Below are 24072 nucleotides of genomic sequence, written 5' to 3' on the forward strand. Positions count from 1 at the left end.
TCGTTGGGAGGAGCAGCAAATTTTCTTCCCTCTGACCTTTCCTTTTGGTAAATCTTTTAATAAGCTTTCCGTTTTTACCTCCGGAAGACTATCCCTATCAATTTATCTTTCACTTTTAGGGGCATTGGTGAAAGCATCATTTTCTTTTAAAATCCAAACAAACAAAGCCGAAATTATTTTGGAACGTGAAAATCATTTTTACCATTTTAGTCTTTATATACCTGGATTTTTTTTGCAGATTTCTGACGTGTTAATTCTTTCAGTTTATGTGCTTCAGTTTTTCAAAGAATGAGTTTTAAACAGATCTGTTTAAGAGCAAGAATATTCTCTTATTTATATACATTAGATTTCAGAAGACAGAAAAATCACTTTGTTTTTTATTCTTAACAGTTTCTTAATTTTCATAACATCTTTTGTTAAAACAAAGCGGGAATATGAGGTTAGAATGAATAATTCAGGGACAAATTAATGCTTCTGCCATTCCATGCTTTAAAGATATTGCGGTCAATATCTTCATCGTATTTTTTTGTTGCTCCTGCTCCAAGCGCTTTTTGATCTCTTGGATTGGAACCGTATACATAATCTACATCTTTAGAGTAGCTATTGGCATTATTGTAGGTTTCCATGGCAGTATCAAAAAGGTTTTTTAATCCTAGTTTTACTTCCAGATTTTTTTCTTTAAAAAATTTATAACTAACCTGTGCATCGGTTACGGCATAAGGCTTGCGGATTTCTTCGGCCTGATAATCAAATCCTACCAAAATATACTGGTCTCCTGTAGCATTGTGCCTAATACTAAAACCAAGTCTTTCTCCAATATAATCTAAACCTAAGTTGTAATTATAAGGTGCCTGACCATACAAAGGTCTATTGGCCTCATAAAGTCCTCCGGTACCGTCAATATTGACATAACCTGTAACTTTGGTTTTGTTGAATGCGGCATTTGCGCATAAAAAAATTTGTTTTAAAATATCGCCTTCACCCAAAAAGGATAAGTTTTTATACAACTCCATTTCGACTCCAAAAAGTTTAGCACTATCAGAGTTCATGTTATAAATGGTACGGGAACCTCCGTCGTTTCCAATTTGTGTAACTCCTTCAATAGGATGTTTTATATCTTTGTGGTAAACTCCAAACGAAATAATCTCACCTTGTGACGGAAACCATTCTGTTTTAAAATCATAACTATCTACTAAAGTTGAGACAATTCCGCCTGTATAATTCAGCACTTTTGCATTTCGGACAGGATCATAATAAGGCATGTTTATTCGCTCTGCAAACTGAGGCCTTAAAACTGATTTATTATATCCCAATCTGATATTCATACTATTTACAGGACTTACAGTTAAGTTTACTGAAGGAAGATATTGCCAGATATCATCGTCTTTTTGTACAGTTTCAAAATCTGCTGCATTATCAGACTGACTTGCAATTTGAGTGTATACATAGCTTTCTGCACGAAGTCCCCATACCAGTCTTACATATTGGGTAATTTTGTTATCAAGCATTAAAAAAGGAGAATGAATTTTTACATCTCCAATATATTCATTTCCATATGTTGTAATTCTGTTCCAGCCAAAGCCTCCCCATTTATAATAACTTCCGTCCAGTAACTGAGAAATGGGAAAATCAATAATGGCTCGTTCTGTTCCTTGTCCTACAACTACCAAAGCAGATGTTTCCTGTTGATTGGTTGCTTTTTTATATGTACCAAAATATCCTGCCTTTACATTATTTTTAAATGATTCTCCAAAATTAAAAGCATAATTAAAATTGATTCCTACGTTATAATCTTTTTCGCTGTTGGTAAAATTTGATCTCTTGAATGCATCAGGACTGGCATTGTATATTTGCTGATAAAGTTGTGTATCCTCTCCTACTTTTCTTCTAAAACTGGTTAAGAAAGTAGCATCTTTTGTATCTTTTGAAGTATTGTTGTAAGCTCCAAACCAATTGATTTCGAAGTTTTCAAAACGGTGGTTTCCTTCTATTTTATTTTGAATGAAATTCTGGTAAACAGGATAATCTGTTTCTTTGGTAAATGGCAATAAAGTTCCGTTTACAATTCCCTCAACATCGCCTGCATAAAAATCCCAACCTGTAGTAGTGGTTAGCTGATTATCGTACATGTGCATATAAGTATTGCGAATGGTGATTTTATGTTTTCCTAATTGTATACCTGCATTGAACATTCCTCCCAAAGTAGAATTAAAATCATAAGAAGCCCCGGAATTTTTAAATCCATATTTTTTAAAAGTAGAATAACCTCCTTGTTTTTCAGGTAAAAACTCAGAATTGTGCATGTAATTTCCTCTTTCAGTATGGTCAATCTGTAATTGATCCTGCGTATTTTTGAAAATTGCTGAACCAACGAAACCAAATTTGTTGTTATTTTTTAACTCATATACTTGTCCTATAGCAAATTGCAAAGAAGTACCGGGAGCGGCATAAGTTTTATAGGTAGTAAAATTATCCTGTGTAAATCTTTTTGATTGTTCTAAAAATGGTCCTGATTCTGCCTGAGTAGTTGGTATGGCAATATTTACTAAACCTGAAGGATAATCTCTTGTTCCATCATCAAAACCTATATAATCGTTTGAGCCTTCCTGTTTTGTCAGCCGGTCTTTAAAGGTAGATCTGCTGTTGTATGATGTTCCAATAGAAAACGTCATGAAATTTTTCTTTGGAATGTCTTTCGTTTTTATTTCAACATAACCTCCGGCAAAATTAGCATTCATATCCGGTGTGGCATTTTTGCTTACTACGACACTTTCAACCATTGCAGTAGGGATAATATCAAAATTAAACTGCTGTTGATTGGGATCTGTACTTGGCAGATTAATACCGTCCATTACGGCCTGGTTCCACCTCTCACCCATAGAACGTACTACTACATATTTGTCGTCAATTGTGGTAACTCCTGTAATACGTTTTAGTGTACTTCCTACGTCTTTGTCCGGAGTTCTGGCGATTTGTTCTGCTGAGATACCATCTGAAAACTGAGCTGCTTTTTTTTGCTGTAATAACATTCCTTCTGTAGAAGCGGTTGCTTTTTGATAAGTTTGTGTGACTACAACTTCATTCAAAGATTCTGCATCATCTTTTAGCACCACATTCAGTACAACATCAGCGGCATCTGACAGTTTTATGTCTGTAATTTTTTGGGTTTGAAAAGACACATAACTCACTTCAAGAGAATATGTTCCTGTTTCCAGACTAAAGGAGTAATTTCCATCAAAATCTGAAACACCTGTACTCGCTGTTTCTAGTACCTTAACTGAAGCTCCGGGAAGTGCAAGACCATTTTTATCTACTACTTTTCCCGAAATACTCCCCAATTTTTTTGTCGCAGAAGTTTTTTTATTGACGGCAATATTAGTGTTGTTTCTTCTGAAATTTAAGTTTGTAATTGCCTGAAGTTCTTTTAAAACCTCATCTATCGTACTATTTTCTTTTTTTAGAGTAATCAGCGGCTTACTTAAATCCATATCTTTTTGATAGATAAACCGATACGGGGTTCTGGATTCTAAATTATCAAAAACTTCTTGTGGAGATGCATTTCTAAAATCTACAGATACAGTGCCGGACTGGGCATAAGTACTGGTAATTCCGAAGAAAATGCTAAAAAACAGAATTTGTACGGCAATAGGAAATTGCCTAAAATAATCATTCATAATAAATAATTTGTTTTTGGTTGTATGTATTTATATTTCACTGGATTATTATGGATATCAGGTTTAACAGACCTATTTCTCCAAACCTATCTGCTTACTACATAGGTATCGTTACCAATAGGCTTTATGGTAATTTCTAAAGCAAAAGCAATAGTTTGTAATATTTCTGAGATACTTTGTCTGGTATCCAGTGTGCCTTGTACCTGAAGTAGTTTTAAATCTTCCTGACTGTATTGCAGTGTAAAAGCGTGATCTGTTTTGAGTTTCCCAATAACCGCCTCAAATGTGAGGCCGTCAACATCAATAAGTGCTTTTTTCCATTCCGGTTCAAGGATTTGTGTTTTACGTTTTACAACTATATCCTGTCTTGGCACAAATACTGCAGCAAATCCTCTTTCTAAAAAAACAGCATTTTGTTTACTCTCTACTTTTACTTTACCGGTTCTCACATTTACCTCAGCAATATTACCATACGCTTTAACATCAAATGAGGTTCCTAAAACTGTGGTTTTTATATTTCCGGAATGAATAACAAAAGGACGTGTGGTATCTCTGGCTACTTCAAAAAAAGCTTCTCCTTTTAATTTTACAATTCGTTCCTTAGAACCAAACTTTTCAGGATATTCAATTTGGGTATTTTCGTTTACCCATACCCGGGTTCCGTCAGACAAACGAAGTAAGCGGATGTCCTGTGGAAATGTCTGTGTGATCATTTCCGGTATTTTAGGAGAATTAAATTCAGAATAAAGTTGATATCCGCCAAGAGAAATAAGAAGCACGGCACAGGCAGCAATTAATCTTCTGTAAATATTTTTGCGTTTATTAATTGTAGCCGAAGAAATAGTATTCCACATTCTTAACTTTACTTCTTCAGGAAAAATTCCTTTTTGTGGCAACGCATCCCATTCTTCTTTTAATTTATTCAATTTCATTTTATAAGAGTAAAAATTAATATTTCAAGAAAATTCTAAAAATATCCTATCTGCCTACATTAGACAGCCTTACTCCAAAAAATCACGGGCAATTTCACTCTTAATAATTTAGTAATATAAAAGAAGATCAATATTTTTATTAAGCCTTTATAATTCAGTGTTTTATAAAATAACACCTAAAATCAGGTTACATTTATTTTACATTGAAGACACATTCATCCCCAAAAGCATTTTTATGAATTATTAAAATTCATGAAAAGAATTTATGGATTGATAATGATTAATAAAAACCAATGCAAACCAATATAGTTCATGATTTTTGACTGAATTTTTCTTGAGATACTGCAATGTTTTTGAAATTTGATTGGCTACAGCAGTCTGAGACATTCCCATCTCTTCAGCGATTTCTTTGTAGCTCATTTCGTCAAATTTATGAAGTGTAAAAATCTTTCTTCTTCTCTCGGGAATTTGTTGTAATAAATGCTCTATTTTCTCCAGCTTTGAAGAGATATTTATTTCTGTTTCTTCCGGACTATCCAGTTCTTTGATTAATTGTGAATCTTCAATCGAAAAAATCCTGTTTTGCTTTTTATACCATTTAGAGATTTCCTGTTTGCAGCTTTTAAATAAAACAGAATCGAGTTCTACCGAAGGGTCAATTTTTTTACGATATTTCCAAAGATGTATAAAAACATTTTGTGTTATATCTTCGGCATCTGTTTGTTGTGCTGCATACTTTTTTACAAAACAAAATACTTTAAAATGATATAATTCGTAGATATCCTTAAAACATGAATCATCACCATCCCTTAATCTTGTAATTAAAATAGTACTCATAGTGTAATTTTACATTGGAAAAGAATACTTACAAAATTACCTTAAACCAAGTTCCTTTATTTTACTGCTATGTTCATTTAATGATTTATTAATATTGTGAATGCAGCTCATTACTTAAAAATAAATTTAAATGATCATTATTATTAAATGAATAATTATTACTAATTGTTTACAGATCAATTAACAGACATTCCTAAATACAAAAAGCCCGACAATTATTGCCGGGCTTTGTTATTATCCTCTATCAAAGATTTACTTTGTAATTCCAAACATCATTACCAGTTTATCATTAAGATAAAAATTCAGGGTTTGATCTGCTACATCAAAACGCAGGTCTTTGTTGTTCAAAAATGATACTATTTTTTGCTCTGTTTTATTCGCTTCTTCGCCAATACATGCCATTGCTGTTGTTCTTATGTTACTAAAACTAATATGGTCATTACTACTTTCATAAGTTCCTGAAAAACCATTACAACCTGTATTTCCGCTCACTAGTTTTTTTGCCGGATCAAATTTAATAGCTGCACGCCCATAATCCTGTCCAACATTTTCAAGCATAATTAGTTTCCAGTTATTCTTGGCTATATAACTCCAAAGTTGATTTTGTGTTGGTATAGCAAATTCCATAACAACTTTGTTCTTTAAATTTTTAAACTGTACTTTATTGTTTTTCTTTACAATTTTAAATTTTTTATTTTTTATTGCATCGGTAAAATCCTGTTCTAATTTCATACTCGCAGGATCACAAGCCATTAAAGTTCCAAAAGGAGAATCGGTTTTGATCTGATTTTTTGCAGAAAGCTTTGTATATTTTACATTAAAGTTATTACAGCCATTTTTACCGCTTATAGTATTGTTTTCTTCATTTATTGTAATGTATACTTTACCTGTACTTATTTTTTTGCCGTTTAACTGAGTTAAAACCATTTTTGTATTGTAAAGTCCTTTTTCTTCTTTTACGGCTGTTTTTGAAATAATACTTTTCAATTTATACTCGTATGAAGAAGCATCCGCAGGAATATTTCCTTGTCTTTTTGTTCTGACAACCATGATTTCATATCGGTTTCCTTTTTCAAAATTAAAACCCTGGATGTGATCGTAAAAAAGCTGCCACTCTTTATCATTGCCATATTTTACCTGCAAACATTCCATAGGTCCAACACCCTGGCATGGCACTTTATTTTCTTTTACAAACATTTTTAAATTTTCCTGACCATATGTAAATGTTGATAATAATACTACCACAAAAACATACATACTTTTAAATCTTTTCATTATTTTAATTTTTAGAATACTTATATGCATTCTGATTATTCATGATTTTTTGCAGGCATTAATTGTGCCATTTTAAAAAAAAGTACCTTTTTAACTTTTTTTTATTATCCGTCAATTGTTATTTTTTAATAGTAAAATTAATCAAAACAAAGAACATAAAACAATAACATACAACAAGTTAATACTTTTTATTTTATTTCATTATTGAATACTTTTTAATTTTTTGTCTTAACTTTTTCTTAGGGATGTTCTCAATATTCATTTCGCCTTGTCCCTGTCATGTTGATTCGATTCGAAACACTATAATACTTATCAGAAAATCTCTAGTTGATAAACTAAAAAGAGGCTGTTAATTAAAACAGCCTCTCAAAGAAATAGTTTACTATTTAAGATTTATTTTTTCACAATCTTTTTAATAACCTGCTCTTTACCATCTACAGTTATTTTTAGGAAGTACAACCCTGATGCAAAATTACTGCCATCAACAGTTATTGTATCGTTACTATTATCATATAACTTAGCAAAAACATTTTGTCCCAGACTGTTATAAATTAAAACAGCTACTTTATTTCCTGAAAATGAATCTGATTGAATATTTATTATCTCACCAAACGGATTTGGATAATTGGTATAGGTTACTGCTGTTCCAAAATCGATTCTACCCAAATTCGAAAACGTAAAAGGATTAACAGTATCAGGTGTTGTAATTAAAACTTCGGGTTCTGTATTATAAGCATATCTGATTACGGCAAAACTTTTTCCATCAGTACTTACTGCTGCTTCAAAATAGCCATAATATACCTGCCCGTTTTTAGCAAACTTAAATCCAATGAATCCCGTTTTTCCATTCCAGTTACTGTAAGCAGCATTACTCATAATGGCCGCTCCTGACAGATCCCAATTATTGGTTCCTCCAATCATTTGGCTGGTTCCGATATAACTAATGACGCTTTTTCCGGTTTCACTAACTAAACCATTATTGCTTAAAAATTTCACCCCATTTGCATCATGAGACAATGTAAACTCAGTATCATTTCCATCTACATCTGCAGTAATGTTGAATGAACCTGAAGGATTAGTTGCTGATACTATAATCGGACTTGGTAAATCAACTTTAACTACATTATAAACATTTATAAAAGTAAAATCAGTTGTAAATGATTTGTTTTCTAAAACTGCTGTACCTCCAGTAATAGCAGGGTTTAAAAAGGTAATTGTTGCAGTAGTCGCATTTACTGCTTCGTTAGCAATAGCTTTACCAATGTAACTTACCTGAGCAGTTGTATTGTTTAGAATACTAATATTCGCTGTTAAACCTGCCGGTAAACCTGTTACTGTAAAATCTGTACCTTCAACCAGACTTCCTGCACTTTTTGAAAAAGTTCCGCCATTTGTGGTCAATTGTACCGCAATAGTAGTGCTAAAAGTTCCATCATTAGTAAGCTTATCTTCGGTAATTCCAGCTGGTGTATTGGTCATTTTAACTAAACTTAACTGAGCTGGTGTTGTAATAGAAGCATTAGGAGCGGTATTGTAAGCATATTTTGCTATCGAATAACTCTGACCATCTGTACTTACAACTGCCTCAAAATAACCATAATAAGGAGCTCCGTTTTTAATATATTTAAAACCTATAAAACCGGTTTTTCCATCCCAAACGGTATAAGAACTACTTCTTAAAGTAGGCACTCTTGTTCCGTCCCAATTATTTGATCCGTTAATTGTCACGTTGTACCCCAGATAAGAAATATTGTTGATTCCAGGCTCGCAAACCAACTCCTTATTATAGGTTTCTAATTTTAAGTCACTGCCTGCAACATACAATCCGTAATCAGCATTGTCTGCATCTGCCGTAGTTCTGAAAAAATTCCATGTAGTACCTGTAACAGATACTGTTAAGGGAGCAGGTAAATCAACATAAATAATTTTGTAACTATCTATAAAAGTAAAGTCAGTCGTAAAATGGTCTACATCCAATTTGGCAATTCCGCCAGTAATAGCAGGATTTAGGAACGTAACTGTTGCTGTAACTGCATTTGCTGCTTCATTTAATGCTGCTTTACCGGAATATCTTACTTCGGCCGTTGTACTGCTTAATATATTTATGCCTGCAGTTAAACCTGCCGGTAATCCTGTCACTGTAAAATCTGTACCTTCGATAAGGCTTCCTGTGCTTTTTGCAAAAGTTCCGCCATTGATTTTTAGTTGTACAGCCGTACTAAACGTTCCGTCATTACTCACAGCATCTTCTGAAATACTGGCTGGCGTATTAGAAATATGGGCAAATAAAGCCGGAGTAGTAATAGCCCCTTCGGGCGCCGTATTATAAGCATATTTTGCTATCGAATAACTTTGACCATCTGCACTTACAACTGCTTCAAAATAACCATAATAAGTATGTCCGCCTTTTGTGTATTTAAAACCTATATAACCGGTTTTTCCATCCCAGGCGGTATAAGAACTGCTTCTTAAAGTAGGAACTCTTGTTCCGTCCCAATTACTTGTTCCATCAATTGTAGTATTATAACCAAGGTAGGAAATGTTATTAATTCCGGATTCGCAAACTAAATCTTTACCATAGTTTTCTAATTTTAACTCACTGCCTGAAACAAACAATCCGTAACTGGTATGATCTGCATCTGCTGTAATATTAAACGGACTCCATGTAGCACCTGTCGTAGAAACGGTTAAAGGAGCAGGTAAATCAACATAAATAATTTTGTAAGCATTTTTGAAAACAAATTTCGTCGTAAAATAATCTGTATCCAGAATAGCTGTTCCTCCTGTAATAGCAGGATTCAGAAAAGTAATTGTTGCTGTACTTGTATTTGCAGCCTCATTTGCAGTTGCTTTACCTGTATAACTTAGCTCAGCGGTTGTATTGTTTAATACGGCAATATTAGCTGCTAAACCTGCCGGTAATCCTGTTATTTTAAAATCTGTTCCTTCTGTTAAATTCCCTGAACTTTTTGTAAAAGTACCTCCGTTTGTAGTCAGCTGGATTGTAATTTTGGTATCAAAACTTCCGTCATTACTTAGTTCATTTTCATTGATTTCATCTGGTGTATTCGCTAAATGTACTGAAAGATCTACCGGAATATCTTCAGTATTTATACCTGCATTAGGTTCTGTATTATAAGCATACTCCAATAAAGTATATGCTGTTCCTTTGGCATTTACTTTTACTTTAAACCAGCCATAACATGGTTCATCAGCAATTGTAAATTTAAAACCAATATATCCTGTTTTTCCATCCCAGGATTTATAATTTGTATCTCTTAAATTGTGCAGATTAGGATAACTACCTCCTGCAATAAAATTACTATTACCATCAATAAGCTGGTTTGCTCCAATTAAAGAAATATTTAAAGAATTCCCCTCGCACACAATAGATTTAGTATATGTTTCTAATTTAAGGTCACCTTTATCTACAAAAACTCCATAATCCTGCTGGTCTGCATCTGCAGTAATTCTGAAAAATTTCCAGGTATTTGTGGCATCTGCTGTATAATTTAAATCTTTTACATGCACAATTGCATAAGGATCTCTGAAATTAATTTTAATAACAGCACCTGAACCGGATAAACCTGCTATTCCACCTGTAATGGCCGGATCTAAAAATGTAACCACTACTGAAGTACTTTGATCTTTTGAATGTGCTGTCGCATTTCCTGTAAAAGCTAATTGCACCTCGGTATTACTAATTACATTTAATTTAGCAGCTAGTCCTGCCGGAACACCTGTAATGGTATAATCTGTTCCCGGAGTCAATGTGCCTGAACTTTTAACAAAAGTTCCATTGTTAGTCGTTAGTTTAAAAGAAGAAGACTGAGTGATGCTTCCGTTATTCGCAGCTGCTTCTGAAAGGGCAACAGGAGAAACGCTTAACGCAATTTTATCTGTCATTACTGTATAGATTGCAGCTCCGGGCTGGGTATTATAAGCATATTCTACAATGCTATATCCTGCACCATCTGCATCAACAACTGCTTTGAACCAACCATAACATTTTTCTTCATCAATAGTATATTCAAAACCAAAATAATCGGTTTTGCCATCCCAGGCAGTATAAGACGGAGTTCTAAGATCTAATTGATTAGGATATGCACCCGGTGCCGTAAAATTGCTGCTTGCATTAATTGCAGTATTAAAACCAAGCGGCGTAATATTATTTGTACCGGCATTGGTAATCAATCTTTTTCCGTAAGTTTCTACTTTTAAATGATTGGCTGCAAAACGCCATGCGCCATATTTTGCATCGTCTCCTTTTTCAATCGCAAGATATTTCCAGGTAGAAGTTGGCGTAACTGTTGCGTCAGCAAGATCAACAAAGAAAATTCCGTAAGGGTCTCTAAATTTAAAATTCCAGCTCAAACCATCACAAAGCATACTGCTTACTCCACCTGTTATTGCAGGAGCTAACAAGGTAATTCCGCCAACAGAGTTATTACTTGCATTATGGTTTGTGGCTGTTCCGTTTATAGTAACAGTAGCCTGAGTGCTGGAATTAACTACAATTGCTGCATTTAAACCCGCTGGCAAATTAGCACTAAAATCAACTCCTGATGTTAATGTTCCTGTCGAATTAGCAAAAGTTGCCCCGTTTAATGTAATGATGGTACTACCCGATATCGTTCCGTTATTCGCAATGCCTTCTTTAAAACTGGTAACATCTGAGGTTAAACTGCTTCCTGTAGAATTTACTCCGGTATTAATTAAATTTTGCGCTGCCCAGAGTGTTTTTCTTGCAGGATGCTGTAAAGCAGCAAGCATTCTTAATACTTGCCCTTGTGTAAACATTTTACTGCATCCTTGTGCAGCATTGTACCCCATGTAGTTTTCTATATTTACTTTGTCGCCATCACAGTTGGTTCCCGGAGTACAGCCCAGAGAATGTTTTCCATCTTCAATTGGGGTATCATCGACCTCATCTGTTCCTGTACAGCCACCATCAAAAGTATGAATCAGGTTCAGGAAATGCCCAAATTCATGAGTAAGTACTGAGGCAAATTCTTTATCTGTATTTTCTCCCAGATAAGCTCCATTGTAAACACATCTCGCCAAATTATTGTCAGACATCCATGAATCCGGATACCAGCAAACACCTGAATTATTTGTTACTCCATCTGCATACAATTCATTTTGAATGTATACGTTCATGTATTTGTAATTGTCCCATGCATCTTCCTGAATTTGAGAATCGTAACCACTTCCGTTACCATATCCGTTTTTTTTCTTTTCAAAAATTACTCCAGTCGTACATTTTCCATTAGGATCTATCTGTGCCAGTTTAAATTCAATATTTAAAGTTCCTCTTCTTGCCTGAAAAAAAGGTTCTACAGTATTAAAGTCATCATTTAAACCCTGAAAATCTTCATTGAGATGCATTAATGCTTTTTGTATTTTCTCCAGAGTGACCGTTTTACCATTAAACGATGTTCCATAAACGTGAAAAACAACAGGAATTACATAAGTGGTATTGGCAGTTGTCTTTTTTGATTTGAGTTTTTTGGCATATTCTTTACTAAAAAGATTAAACTCTTTTTGTTCTTTTAAAGAATTTGGATGATTCTTTAATTGCAATTCATTGACCTCTCTTGTCCTGCAACTATGCGAAGGCTCAATTAAGTCTTGTGCTCTAATTCCCTGAAGAGTCCAAAGACAGCACAATACTAGTAATAGTAATTGTTTTTTCATTAATAATTGTTTTGGTTAATTTTTTGGTTAATTCTCAGTATTTGCTAGAAATCAGATAGTTGTTGTTTTGTAAATTAAGTTTTACAATTATTTTTTCCTCTTCAATTTCTAACTCAACTTTTCAAATCTAACTTTAACCCAATTATTATTTTTATCTTATATTATTACTAAATGATACTATATTGATGCTTTTTGAGGTGATTTTACATTTTAACACGACTTCTCTTCGATTTGATAATTGATAATAAAAAAACAATTCGTTTTTTTATTCAAAAAACAAATAAAATTCTTAAAAAATTAAATTATAGTAAATTGTTTAACTATTTTTAAATATTATACATTTTTTATTCGCTAATTATTACAAGTTTCCTAAACTGCATAAGTACATCTGAGCTTGTTCATCACTTGTAAAAATTCTTATTCTGAAACAGCCTGAAAAGGATTATAAAAATGTGCAAATGCCACTGGGTTTTGCACATTCTTTTTGCCTCAATTATTTCGTCCTGTATATCATTTGTCTTATGACCAATAATCTCCGCTTTGTGTCATTTTTTTATAATTGATTTTCTATCTCCAGTAATTTAGACTCATGGCAAAGCTTCTGTATTGCTATAAATACATGTCCAAAATCTACTATAAAAACAAAACTATGCACACAGAAAACTACGATGTAATTGTTATTGGCGGAGGACCAATAGGTCTGGCAACTGCCTATCATCTTGGCAAACGAAAAGCAAAAACTTTAGTATTGGAGCAATATACGTTTGTGAATCAGCTAGGAAGTTCTGCCGGAGTTTCACGACAGTTTAGAATTCCATATCCACAGGAATATATGGTACAAATGGCATTAGATGCACAGCCTTATTGGGATGCACTGGAAAAAGAAACGGATACTGCCTTGCTCGACAAAGTAGGTACGCTCTGGTTTGGAGATCCGGCTGTACATTCTACCGAAGGAAATATTGCCGAAGCCGAACAAGCCCTGAAGGAATTAGGAGTTCCTTATACCACACTGATAGCAAAAGAAATCGAAGAAAAATACCATTTTAAAAACTTACCCGAAACCTACACCGGATTATTTCAGGCAGATGGTGCCAGTATCAATTTTAAAGCAACAAATGAAACGCTTTTAAATTTGTGCCAAAAAGAAGAAACCGTTCAGTTAGAAGAGAATTCTCCTGTAATTGCAATCAATCAGGTGGGAGAACTTTTTGAACTTACTACTCCAAACGGAATTTATATCGCTAAAAAACTGGCTATTATTCCTGGTCCTTATATCAATAGTGTTATCAACCTGCTGGATTTTAAAATAGAAGCTACGTATTGGAATATGTCTTCAGCATATTTCAAAAAAACCGATCCTACAATTCAATACCCAACCTGGTTTGTATTTCAAAATGCAATAGGCGAAAATGGAAATCAGTTTTATGGTTTCCCTTCAGTTGATTGGGATCATCCGGAATACATTCGGGTAGCACCTGATTTTGTTATAAGTCCTTTAGAAGAACCAAGTGACCGAACCTTGATTCCTAATTCGCAAGAACTGGGCTATACTTCTGATTGGGTAAAAGACCACATGACAGGATTGAGTACAGAACCAGAATATACTTCTACATGTTTGATTGCTTTGAGTAAAATTGCGAATAAAGAACTACTAATTGATTTTGCTCCAAGCTATGTACCCAATCATAAAAACATTGTGTTATACGCAACCGGATGGGCAGCAAAATTTACTCCGTTTTTAGGAAAAGTTATGTCTGATCTTGCTTTAGACGGACATACTGATTTTGATATTACTCCTTTTCAATTAGGATACAAATACTTTAAAGCAATTTAAAAACCCCAATGTTATGAATAAAGATACTCCATTAAATTCAGGAATGAAACCTGATTTAAAAATCGAAACCGCCATTATTGGTGCCGGAACTTCCGGATTATATACTGCTTATCGTCTGGTAACCGATAAAAGATACACCGCTGATCAGGTACAAATTTTTGACATGAGCAATAAATTAGGCGGAAGACTTGAATCCGTTATTATGCCGGGAATGGATTTCTGGGGCGAATTAGGAGGCATGCGCTATCTTACCTCTCAGGAAATTGTAACCACATTAATTGAAGGATATGTATCTCCGGAAGATCCAAAGAAACGTATTCCTATTTTAAAGGATGTGATGACACCTGTACCTTTTCCAATGGGCGAATCGTCAAAATTATTAATGTACCTTCGAAAAGAACGCTTTAAACAAGATGCCTGGAACGAAGCTCAAAAAGTAAATAAAAAACTGCCCACCCGATATTACCTGAACGATAATGATTTTGGCTTTAGTTCTGATCAGCTTTTTAATAAAATTATTTACGATGTTTTAATGGCAGATTCCTGGGTGGCTAAAACATATAGCAAAAAAATCAAGAAAGGACCTTCTATTTATGATTATTCTTTTGAGTTAGACAGCAGAGACTGGGATGATATCAAACCTAAACTAATCTACAATTTCCCTCATTCTCCTTACCACAATCGTAAAGTAAATGATTTAGGTTTCTGGAACTTAATCAAAGATCAGGTTTCTCAGGAAGGATATGAATTTTTGGCAAATGCCGGAGGTTATTATTCAAATACAATCAATTGGAATTCAGCCGAAGCATTTCCATACATGGTAGGCGATTTTTCTGCCGGAACAATTTATAAAACGATCGAAGAAGGGTACGACAGTATTGCTTATGCTGTTGCCAATTCTTATATGGAACATGAAGGCGCCTGTATCTGGTCCGAAAATAAACTGGTGACTTTTACAAAAGAACATTCTGTAAAAACACATAAATACCAACTGACTTTTCTAAACCTGAAAACCAACAGTAAATGGCATGTATATACAAATTCAATTGTGTTGGCTATGCCGAGAAAATCTTTGGAACTTTTAGATCAGAACAATTTCTTTTTCGACATTAATGAAAATTCAGTTCTAAATGAAAACATCCGTTCAGTCATTATGGAACCTGCTTTTAAGATCTTAATGGGCTTTACTTATCCTTGGTGGAAAGAATTAGGAATTGACTCTGGACATTCTATTACGGATTTACCAATGAGACAATGTTACTACTTTGGAACAGATGAAAAAACTAAAAACTCCATGTTATTAGGAAGCTATGGCGATATGGAAACAGAAACATTCTGGAAAGCCCTTTCTGATGACAAAATACTTTTTGAAGTAAAAGCAGCCAATTCAGCCTCCCTAAAAGAACTCCACGAGTTAAATGATGTTCAGGCTACTAAACTGATGGTAGGCGAATTAATGAATCAGCTTCGTGAATTGCACGGCCCTGATGTAACAATACCGGAACCTTATGTAACTTATTTTAAAGACTGGACAGATGAACCTTTTGGCGCAGGTTATCATGCCTGGAAAGCCGGATTTTCAGTTAAACATGTGATGCCTTATATGAGAAAACCGGTACACGGGGAACAAATTCATATTTGTGGCGAAGCTTATTCTGACCAGCAAGGATGGGTTGAAGGCGCTTTTTGTGAAGCAGAAAAAATGCTTCAGGAATATTTTGGACTCGACCGTCCGTTCTGGCTGCCTGAAGATTATTATTTAGGATGGTAAATCCAGATCCTGTCAAAAAAGAACAAATCAACCCTTTTAATACAAAGATTAATTAACTACAAAAAACGATCATGTTAAAACGTAACAACCCCGATGAGATCAGTTTATCTCAAATCGCCGAAAATTTCAATGCAGGTAACAAAGAATTCTCACTTGAAACTACAGAAGATAACAAAGGTATATTAGAGAATTTGATGTCAGGCTATTCAAAAGTTCTAATCGAAAGCCCAATCAGACCCTTTAATGAAGATAATCTGCAAAGCATTGTAAACAATGTAGATTATGGTATTTTAAGAGCGTTAGAAGGAACCTGGGTTAGCTACAATCATAACGGGCAAAATAATCGGGAATTAATTGGTAGCGGTGTGCATACCACTATTATGCCATCGCCAGGTACAAATGCAGGGAGCATTCCAGGAAAGTATAGTTTTGAATGTGAAGAGTACATAGAAAAACTAACCTTCAATTTAGTACCCGGTGGAGTTCGCAATCGCGGTGGTGCAAACGAACAATTTTGTGGTGCGATTAAATACGATCAAAGTATTAAAAGTGTAAATACGATTACAGGTGAATCTACTTTAAAATACACCCCAATTCACGAAGAAAACGGAATGTACTTATGGCTAAGTGATGTATTTAATTATGCCGCCACTAAAAAAACAATAGAAGAAGATCGTGGTATACATGCTATCTCACCAACTGATCCTAATAAAGATTTATACAAAAGCGGATATCAGGATGAAACTCTTTTTTTGATCGTAAACGATCAGGGACAAAAAGAATATGTAACACTCGAAAATTTAAATGGCAGACCCTATTCTGAAATTATTGCTTCTAAAGAACTTAAACCCGGAGCCGGCCAAACAGGACCTTATTTTATTCCGGATTACTCTATCTCACGAAGCGGTGTAATTCCGCATGGAAGTACTATAACCTTATTAGGAGATCTGAAACCAAGTGGTAGAAATTATTTAATTCCGGGTGCTCCGCAATTTCCTGAAGGTAATGCTGCCTGGGAATATGATCATCTTTCGATTTCGAAAACTATGGGAGGAGCCGGTGCCAGCGAAGATGATCCTATAAATCTGGATCAGGCGCCACCTGACTGGGTATTCGAAAAACTTAATGGTGAAAATGATCGTCAGGAAAATAAAATCTATACTCAACGTATACTGGCTCATCCGCTGTATCCTTATTCTGTAAGACCTGATTTACGTCTTCGTGATTCCATCAAAGGAGAAATAATAAAAAATTATGTACTTATTGAGATGTCGTCTAAAAATAAAACGGGTGCTCAGGGAGGTATATTAAATGTGCCGTTTGTGAATCGTTTTGTTCCTACGGTTGAGATGAATATGAAAATGTGGATTGAAACTGTTGTCGAAGACGAAAAAGAAATTCTTCAGCTGCAATACGAACAAATTATATTTTTCGAATTTGATTTTGGCGATGATGGAGGTACTACAAGCTGGCCACACATACAGGTCAATACACTTCGCAAAATCGAAGATGTTTCTCCTGATCAGAAACGTTTATTTGAAGAGCAATTTCCAGGTTCCAATAAATTTGAAAATTCAGCGTCGGCTTCAGGATGTCCTTATCATAAAGAATAATTTTTAAGTCGCTACAGAACAAAAAAAAGCAAATCCCAATTTTAAAATTGGGATTTGCTTTTTATAATTTGATATTTGATATCTCGTTTATTCTAAAATAAAACTCACGCTAACGTTTGCAGTAATTTCGATTTCTCCAATTGCCAAAGTTTCATTTGTTGCTCCGGCGTTGCTATCCATTGCCATAGATTTCATAGCATACATTGGTTGTGGACGATAAACCTGAGTGTTATCAGAAATAGTATAAGCTTTACCAACTTTTTGTCCTAAAACTGAAACATAATCTTCTGCTTTTAATTTAGCATCTTTAATGGCTAATTTTCGAGCGTCTGATTCCAGTTGCGCTAATTTAGATGTTTCAAAAGAAACTCTGTCTATGCGGTTAATTCCTTGTTGAACCAAACCTTCCATCAATTCGTCGTATTTAGTTAAATCTCTTAATACGATTTCTACTGTTTGAGTAGCGTTATAGCTAGTTTTCTTTTTTTCGTAATCGTATTGCGGATTCAAAGCTACTTGTTTGGTTTTGTAATCAGCAGTTGGAACATTTGATTTTTTGATGAATTTTAAAATGGCATCGATCTTTTCGTCATTTTGCTTTTTGACATCTTTAGCATTATTCCCTTTTGTTTCAACCGTAGCTGAAATACAAACCTGATCAGGTGCTACTTTTACTTTTCCTTCCCCATTTACATTGATTTGAGGTATTTGCTTGTTTTCCTGGCCGTAAGACATAGTCATAAACATGATTGTTAAAAATAATACTACTTTCTTCATTTTTGTTATATTTAAGTTATTCGGTAAAGGTCTTCCAAAAGTTGTGCCACTGTTACAATTTGCCCAATTTAGCCATAATAAAAAGTACAAAAATTGGAATTGCCAGCAAAATAACCATCAAACTATGATCTACAAATAAGGATGGATCTTTTATTAAAGTTATCAAATATCCGCCTATAGCGCCTCCAAAATGTGCTGTATGCCCAATATTATCATTTTTGGCTTTCATACCGTAAATTGAATACAGTAAATATAAAATTCCGAATAAATATGCCGGCATCGGAATGACAAAAAAGATTCCCAATGTCATGTCCGGCTGCAATAATATTGCCGAATATAAAACTCCCGTTACAGCACCCGAAGCTCCCACGGCTCTATAACTATAATCGTTCTTATGAAAAACCATTGTAAGTAAACTTCCAAAAATCAAACTTCCAAAGTAAATCAAACCAAAAGAAATACTGCCCAGCCATTGTATTACTACTGGTCCAAAAAACCATAGTGTAAGCATATTAAATGCCAGGTGCATCATATCGGCATGTAAAAAACCTGACGAAAGCATTCTGATTTGCTCTCCCGAACGAATACTTCCAACATGAAATTCGTATTTTCTAAAAAAAGAAAGATCGTTAAAACCTTTGTAACTAATCAATACATTCGCAACTATAATCCCGATTAAAATGGTATTCATAAAAAACTTTTAATTTGAATTGTAAATATAGTCATTCTTAAACATATGTTAGCGTAAGACCAAAATATCCATGGCTAATCATTTTTACTTTATATTTGCATAAAAAAATTACATGCAATTTCTTGTTTATATATTGGCCTACCCTTTACTCTGGCTGATCTCTATACTTCCTTTTCGATTATTTTACATGTTATCTGATTTTGTATATTTTATTGTATACTACATTATCAGATACAGAAGAAAAGTAGTTCGTGACAATCTTACTCTTACTTTACCGCATTTAAGTAAAGAAGAACTAAAAAAAATCGAGAAAAAGTTTTACAGCCATATGTGCGATATGTTTCTGGAAACCATCAAAACGATGAGTATTTCGCCTGAAGAAATGGACAAAAGATTTCGCATTACCAATCTTGAACTTGTTAATGATTATGCTAAAAAAGGCAAAAGCGTTATTCTTGTAGCATCACATTATGCAAGTTACGAATGGCTTCTGACAATTAATCCAAAACTGGCTTTTAAAGGAATTGCTGTTTACAAAAAGGTGGCAAATCCTTATTTTGACAAACTGGTACGTAAAATACGTTCAAAGTACAATACTGAAATGATCGAAACCAGACTGGCAATTCCAACTATGGCAAAAAACCAACGTAACGGCATATTAAGTATGTATGGCTTAGCAAGCGATCAGTCGCCTAAACTGGACCGAATTTTTCATTCGCTAAAATTTATGGGAGTTGAAGTTCCTGTACATACTGGTGCCGAAATGCTGGCTAAAAAATACGACTTAAGCGTTATTTTTGTAAAAGTAGAAAAAGTAGCAAGAGGATATTATGAAGCAACCTTTATTTCTCTTGCAGATAATCCGAAAGATTACGAAAACTTTGATATTACAGAAAAGTACCTGAGAGAAGTTGAAAAACAAATTTACAAAGCTCCTGAATACTATTTATGGACACATAAAAGATGGAAACATCGTGTTGAAAATGTGCCTTCATAAATAAAAAATACCTCTTTCAAAATTCAATGAAAGAGGTATTTTTTTATGCTTTAATTACTAAAATTAAATTCCGGCAATTGCTTTTATTTCATCAATAATTCGAAGAGCCAAAACATCTGCTTTTTCCTGAGAAGGTGCTTCAGTATAAATTCTGATAATTGGTTCTGTATTTGATTTTCTTAAATGTACCCATTCTGTAGCAAAATCAATTTTTACACCATCGATTGTTGTAATATCTTCATTTTTATATTTTTCTGTCATCGCAACCAAAATCGCATCAACATCAATTTGAGGTGTCAATTCGATTTTATTTTTACTCATATAATATTCCGGATAAGAAGCTCTCAATGCCGAAACAGATACTTTTTTATTCGCTAAATGAGTCAGGAATAAAGCTACACCAACCAAACTATCTCTTCCGTAGTGAGATTCCGGATAAATGATTCCTCCATTACCTTCACCACCAATAATAGCGTTGTTTTTTTTCATTAACTCTACTACATTCACTTCTCCTACTGCACTGGCTTCATATTTTCCGCCGTGAGCAACTGTTACATCACGTAAAGCACGAGAAGATGACATATTAGAAACTGTATTTCCGGGAGTTTTGCTTAAAACATAATCAGCACAAGCTACCAATGTATACTCTTCACCAAACATTTCTCCGTCTTCGCTGATAAAAGCCAGACGATCAACATCCGGATCAACCACAACGCCCAAATGCGCTTTTTCTTTTACTACTAATTCTGAAATATCAGTTAAGTGTTCTTTTAAAGGTTCCGGGTTGTGAGGGAAATGTCCGTTTGGTTCGCAATACAATTTCACTACTTCAACACCCATTAATTCTAATAATTTCGGAATAATAACGCCTCCAGAAGAGTTTACACCATCAACCACTACTTTAAATTTTGCCGCTTTTACTGCTTCAACATCCACTAAAGGTAAATTTAAAACCTCGTCAATATGAATATCCATATAAGCATCATTTACTGTGATTTCGCCTAAGTTATCCACATTAGAGAAATCGAAAGCTTCAGCCTCGGCAATTTCAAGAATTTTCGCCCCTTCGTCTCCACTTAAAAATTCTCCTTTTGCATTTAGTAATTTTAAAGCATTCCATTGTTTTGGATTATGAGAAGCAGTCAAAATAATTCCACCATCAGCTTTTTCTAACGGAACTGCCACTTCTACAGTTGGTGTTGTCGAAAGTCCAAGATCAATTACATTAATTCCAAGACCTATTAAAGTATTTACAACCAAATTATGAATCATTGGTCCTGAAATTCTCGCGTCACGGCCAATTACAACTGTTAGTTTTTCTTTTGAAGTATTGTTTTTCAGAAAAGTACCATATGCTGATGCGAATTTTACAGCATCAACAGGAGTCAGGTTATCTCCTACTTTTCCACCAATTGTTCCTCGGATACCTGAAATCGATTTTATTAAAGTCATTTTTGTGAGTTATGGTTATTTTTATTACAAATATAAAAAAGTTGATGAGTTACTAAGAGCCTAAGTTGCTAAGATTTCAAAATAATCTTAAATTTTAGGAGATTACTATAAAGTAAATCACAAAAATGATTTAAAAAGTTTTTATACATTTACAAGAACAAACTTAGTTTACAGGCATCTGAGAACCTTAGTAACTCCAAAAACAAATGAATTTCCTAGCCCACATATATCTTTCCGGCGAAAATGATTTGATCAAAATTGGCAATTTTATGGCCGATGGAATTCGCGGAAAACAATTTCAGCATTTTCCTGAGGACGTTCAAAAAGGCATTCTTTTGCATCGTTCCATAGACACCTACACAGACTCGCATGATATTTTTAGACAAAGCACCAAACGATTGCATGAAAAATACCATCACTATTCCGGTGTTATTGTAGATATTGTTTATGATCATTTTTTAGCCAAAAACTGGACAAAATATTCAGATGAAAAACTGGAAGATTTTATCAATAGATTTTATAATTCATTACATGAAAATTACGACATCCTAACTGAAAAAACACAAGGTTTAATGCCTTATATGATCGAAAGAAACTGGCTTTTGAGTTATCAGACTGTTGAAGGAATTCATCAAATCCTGACACAAATGGACAGAAGATCAAAAAATCAGTCGAAAATGCAATTTGCCAGCGAAGAGCTAAAAGAATTCTATTCAGAATTTGAACAGGAATTCACTCTGTTTTTTGAGGATATTAAAACACATTCAAAGCAAAAATTACTTTCACTTTAATAATATAAAAAAAAGTATTACACTAAAAAACTATTACGACATATGAAAAAAACAGCACTTTTATTCACCTTCATATACATTACCTGCACCGCGCAACAACAACCTGTTACACCAACAGGATTAGTTGCCACAAAAGCTATGGTCGTTTCGGCACGTGCAGAAGCTTCAAAAATTGGAGTCGAGATCATGAAAAAAGGCGGAAATGCTTTTGATGCTATGGTGGGTACTGAATTAGCATTGGCAGTTGCATATCCATATGCAGGGAATATTGGTGGTGGAGGTTTTATGGTGTACCGAAAAGCCAATGGCGAAGTAGGCTCATTAGATTATCGCGAAAAGGCTCCATTGGCAGCAACAAAAAATATGTTTCTGGATAAAGACGGAAATGTAATAAAAGGTAAAAGTACCGAAACTGCTTTAGCAATTGGTGTTCCGGGAACTGTTGCCGGGGTTTTTGCTGTTCATAAAAAATTAGGCTCTTTGCCAATGTCGGAAATTTTAAAACCTGTAATTGCACTTGCCGAAAAAGGTGTGATTGTAACTCAAAAACAACAAAAACAGCTGGAAGCTTACCATGATGCTATTGTAAAGGTAAACGGTCCGAATACTTTAATGGCTGGAAAGTTTAAAGAAAATGATACGATTAAATATACAGCTTTGGCCAGTACTTTAAAACGCATTTTAAAGAACGGAAAAGATGAGTTTTATAAAGGTAAAACAGCTAAAGTTCTGGTAGAATATCTTCAGAAAAAGGGCGGTATTATTACTCTTAAAGATCTCTCAAGTTACGAAGCACAATGGAGAAAACCGTTACAGTTTAATTATAAAGAATTAAAAATCACCTCTATGACACCTCCAAGCAGTGGCGGAATTTGTCTGGCTCAGATCATGAAGATGATTTCTCCTTTTTATTTATCAAAAATGGGACACAATTCTGAACAATCTATTCAGGTTATTGTAGAGGCTGAAAGAAGAGCATATGCAGACAGAAGCCAGTTTTTAGGCGATCCTGATTTTGTTAAAATTCCAATTAACGGACTTTTATCTGATTCGTATTTAAAAGACCGAATGTCAACTTTTAATCCGGAGAAAGCCAGTTTATCATCTGAAATAAAAGAAGGAAAAGTAACGTACAATGAAAGTACCGAAACCACACATTATTCTATCGTAGATGCTCAAGGAAATGCTGTTGCAGCAACCACAACCATAAATGATGGTTTTGGATCCAAGTATTACTGTGATGAATTAGGTTTCTTTTTAAACAATGAAATGGATGATTTTAGTGCCAAACCGGGATCACCAAACATGTTTGGTTTAGTTGGAAACGAGGCAAATAGTATTGCTCCTCAAAAAAGAATGCTGAGTTCTATGACTCCAACAATTGTAGAAAAAAACGGAAACCTGTTTATGGTTGTTGGATCGCCAGGCGGATCAACTATCATTACCTCAGTTTTACAGGCTATTTTAAATGTTTATGAATATAACCTGAGCATGCAGGAAGCTGTAAATGCGCCACGTTTTCATCATCAATGGCTTCCGGATTTAATCACATTTGAACCTGATGCCTTTAGCGCTGCAACAATCGATAAGCTAAAAGCAAAAGGATATTTGATTAACGAAAAAACAACACCTGTAATTGGCAAATTAGACTGTATTTTAGTACTGCCAAACAAAAGTCTGGAAGGCGGAGCAGATTATCGCGGGGATGATACTGCTGTTGGTTTTTAA

14 protein-coding genes are annotated in these 24072 nt (G+C 34.3%); 6 read left to right on the forward strand and 8 right to left on the reverse strand.

Annotated features, from left to right (window positions below):
* Positions 1 to 440 precede the first annotated feature (440 nt).
* The 5 genes from A4F88_RS24190 to A4F88_RS24210 form a co-directional block, all read right to left on the reverse strand.
* Complete coding sequence (locus A4F88_RS24190; RefSeq protein ID WP_082815846.1) at positions 441 to 3674, reverse strand: carboxypeptidase regulatory-like domain-containing protein; 3234 nt, start codon at positions 3672 to 3674, stop codon at positions 441 to 443.
* Positions 3675 to 3760: 86 nt separating this feature from the next.
* On the reverse strand, positions 3761 to 4606 hold the full coding sequence (locus tag A4F88_RS24195; protein ID WP_068845628.1) for a FecR family protein: 846 nt from the start codon (positions 4604 to 4606) through the stop codon (positions 3761 to 3763).
* Between the two features lie 243 nt (positions 4607 to 4849).
* Positions 4850 to 5443 carry an RNA polymerase sigma factor gene (locus A4F88_RS24200; RefSeq protein ID WP_068845630.1) on the reverse strand — a complete coding sequence of 198 codons (594 nt, stop codon included), beginning with the start codon at positions 5441 to 5443 and terminating at the stop codon, positions 4850 to 4852.
* Between the two features lie 252 nt (positions 5444 to 5695).
* The gene (locus A4F88_RS24205) at positions 5696 to 6718 is read right to left on the reverse strand and encodes an META domain-containing protein (protein WP_068845718.1); all 1023 of its coding nucleotides are present in this window, start codon (positions 6716 to 6718) and stop codon (positions 5696 to 5698) included.
* A gap of 393 nt (positions 6719 to 7111) precedes the next feature.
* Complete coding sequence (locus A4F88_RS24210; protein WP_082815847.1) at positions 7112 to 12415, reverse strand: zinc-dependent metalloprotease; 5304 nt, start codon at positions 12413 to 12415, stop codon at positions 7112 to 7114.
* A gap of 649 nt (positions 12416 to 13064) precedes the next feature.
* Between A4F88_RS24210 and A4F88_RS24215 the strand changes: the two genes are divergently transcribed.
* From A4F88_RS24215 to A4F88_RS24225, 3 genes are all read left to right on the forward strand, one after another.
* On the forward strand, positions 13065 to 14252 hold the full coding sequence (locus tag A4F88_RS24215; protein ID WP_068845720.1) for an FAD-dependent oxidoreductase: 1188 nt from the start codon (positions 13065 to 13067) through the stop codon (positions 14250 to 14252).
* 13 nt (positions 14253 to 14265) lie between these two features.
* A complete protein-coding gene (locus A4F88_RS24220; RefSeq protein WP_068845637.1) occupies positions 14266 to 16023 on the forward strand; it encodes a flavin monoamine oxidase family protein in 1758 nt (585 codons plus the stop codon).
* 71 nt (positions 16024 to 16094) lie between these two features.
* Positions 16095 to 17636, forward strand: coding sequence for a peroxidase, FMP-type (locus tag A4F88_RS24225; RefSeq protein ID WP_068845638.1), 1542 nt, complete (start codon positions 16095 to 16097; stop codon positions 17634 to 17636).
* A gap of 87 nt (positions 17637 to 17723) precedes the next feature.
* Here A4F88_RS24225 and A4F88_RS24230 read toward each other — a convergent pair whose 3' ends face one another.
* Positions 17724 to 18413, reverse strand: a complete 690-nt coding sequence (locus A4F88_RS24230; protein ID WP_068845721.1) for an SIMPL domain-containing protein — start codon at positions 18411 to 18413, stop codon at positions 17724 to 17726.
* Positions 18414 to 18465: 52 nt separating this feature from the next.
* The gene (locus A4F88_RS24235; RefSeq protein WP_068845639.1) at positions 18466 to 19104 is read right to left on the reverse strand and encodes a rhomboid family intramembrane serine protease; all 639 of its coding nucleotides are present in this window, start codon (positions 19102 to 19104) and stop codon (positions 18466 to 18468) included.
* Between the two features lie 112 nt (positions 19105 to 19216).
* On the opposite strand from A4F88_RS24235, the gene A4F88_RS24240 reads away from it, so the two are divergent.
* On the forward strand, positions 19217 to 20101 hold the full coding sequence (locus A4F88_RS24240; protein WP_068845643.1) for a lysophospholipid acyltransferase family protein: 885 nt from the start codon (positions 19217 to 19219) through the stop codon (positions 20099 to 20101).
* A 63-nt stretch (positions 20102 to 20164) separates the two neighbouring features.
* Here the strand turns inward: A4F88_RS24240 and glmM are convergent, their stop codons facing one another.
* Positions 20165 to 21553 (reverse strand): phosphoglucosamine mutase, encoded by a 1389-nt coding sequence (gene glmM, locus A4F88_RS24245; RefSeq protein WP_068845645.1) that lies wholly within the window; start codon positions 21551 to 21553, stop codon positions 20165 to 20167.
* 206 nt (positions 21554 to 21759) lie between these two features.
* Here glmM and A4F88_RS24250 point away from each other — a divergent pair, with 206 nt between their 5' ends.
* Positions 21760 to 22344 (forward strand): acyl carrier protein phosphodiesterase, encoded by a 585-nt coding sequence (locus tag A4F88_RS24250; protein ID WP_068845647.1) that lies wholly within the window; start codon positions 21760 to 21762, stop codon positions 22342 to 22344.
* A gap of 42 nt (positions 22345 to 22386) precedes the next feature.
* Positions 22387 to 24072: a gamma-glutamyltransferase gene (ggt, locus tag A4F88_RS24255; RefSeq protein WP_068845649.1), complete on the forward strand. Its 1686-nt coding sequence runs from the start codon at positions 22387 to 22389 to the stop codon at positions 24070 to 24072.

Origin of the sequence: Flavobacterium chilense, assembly GCF_001602525.1 — a bacterium.
Taxonomy (GTDB): domain Bacteria; phylum Bacteroidota; class Bacteroidia; order Flavobacteriales; family Flavobacteriaceae; genus Flavobacterium; species Flavobacterium chilense.

What these genes read in the sequence shown, in the direction of transcription:
- A4F88_RS24190 (WP_082815846.1), bottom strand. Translation starts at nt 3,674, where the DNA reads ATGAATGATTATTTTAGGCAATTTCCTATTGCCGTACAAATTCTGTTT.
- A4F88_RS24195 (WP_068845628.1), bottom strand. Translation starts at nt 4,606, where the DNA reads ATGAAATTGAATAAATTAAAAGAAGAATGGGATGCGTTGCCACAAAAA.
- A4F88_RS24200 (WP_068845630.1), bottom strand. Translation starts at nt 5,443, where the DNA reads ATGAGTACTATTTTAATTACAAGATTAAGGGATGGTGATGATTCATGT.
- A4F88_RS24205 (WP_068845718.1), bottom strand. Translation starts at nt 6,718, where the DNA reads ATGAAAAGATTTAAAAGTATGTATGTTTTTGTGGTAGTATTATTATCA.
- A4F88_RS24210 (WP_082815847.1), bottom strand. Translation starts at nt 12,415, where the DNA reads ATGAAAAAACAATTACTATTACTAGTATTGTGCTGTCTTTGGACTCTT.
- A4F88_RS24215 (WP_068845720.1), top strand. Translation starts at nt 13,065, where the DNA reads ATGCACACAGAAAACTACGATGTAATTGTTATTGGCGGAGGACCAATA.
- A4F88_RS24220 (WP_068845637.1), top strand. Translation starts at nt 14,266, where the DNA reads ATGAATAAAGATACTCCATTAAATTCAGGAATGAAACCTGATTTAAAA.
- A4F88_RS24225 (WP_068845638.1), top strand. Translation starts at nt 16,095, where the DNA reads ATGTTAAAACGTAACAACCCCGATGAGATCAGTTTATCTCAAATCGCC.
- A4F88_RS24230 (WP_068845721.1), bottom strand. Translation starts at nt 18,413, where the DNA reads ATGAAGAAAGTAGTATTATTTTTAACAATCATGTTTATGACTATGTCT.
- A4F88_RS24235 (WP_068845639.1), bottom strand. Translation starts at nt 19,104, where the DNA reads ATGAATACCATTTTAATCGGGATTATAGTTGCGAATGTATTGATTAGT.
- A4F88_RS24240 (WP_068845643.1), top strand. Translation starts at nt 19,217, where the DNA reads ATGCAATTTCTTGTTTATATATTGGCCTACCCTTTACTCTGGCTGATC.
- glmM (WP_068845645.1), bottom strand. Translation starts at nt 21,553, where the DNA reads ATGACTTTAATAAAATCGATTTCAGGTATCCGAGGAACAATTGGTGGA.
- A4F88_RS24250 (WP_068845647.1), top strand. Translation starts at nt 21,760, where the DNA reads ATGAATTTCCTAGCCCACATATATCTTTCCGGCGAAAATGATTTGATC.
- ggt (WP_068845649.1), top strand. Translation starts at nt 22,387, where the DNA reads ATGAAAAAAACAGCACTTTTATTCACCTTCATATACATTACCTGCACC.